At 52.8% G+C, this 371-nt stretch carries 1 protein-coding gene; it reads right to left on the bottom strand.

Annotated features, from left to right (window positions below; all coding sequences use genetic code 11):
* Positions 1-371, bottom strand: a 371-nt coding sequence (locus tag ACTHSP_RS22725) for a cytochrome c biogenesis protein ResB (protein ID WP_440347095.1), incomplete at both ends; no start/stop codon positions are given.

The raw sequence follows: 371 nt of genomic DNA, 5'->3' as shown, positions 1-371 counted from the left end.
TCTTTCTGCAAGTCGCGTTCGTTGCGGCTGGAAGACATGGCAAAACGGATACGGCCGTCTGAAAACAGCAGCCAAGCGCGTTTTTCACGAATATAGAACATAAACACCGTCCCCAACACCAGCAATACCGACCCCAAATACACCAGGAATGCGCCCGGCGAACGGGTCATCTGCAGGCCGGAAGAGCGCACTTCGGTAAAACTATCCAGTTGCAGCATCATTGGCGCGGGATATTCGGTCAGACCGGTGTAAGCATCCATTGCGTGCAGCAGGAAGCGGTTGCGTTTTTCATCTTGCGGCCAAGCCGGCAGATTGTATGTGCTGATCGTATCTTCCAAAGCGGCATTCATCACGCCATAGAGCATCTCATA

The organism is Neisseria sp. P0001.S005, assembly GCF_051963715.1.
The sequence above is the reverse complement of the archived record's forward strand: the minus strand, read 5'-3'. Positions and strand labels throughout refer to the sequence as shown.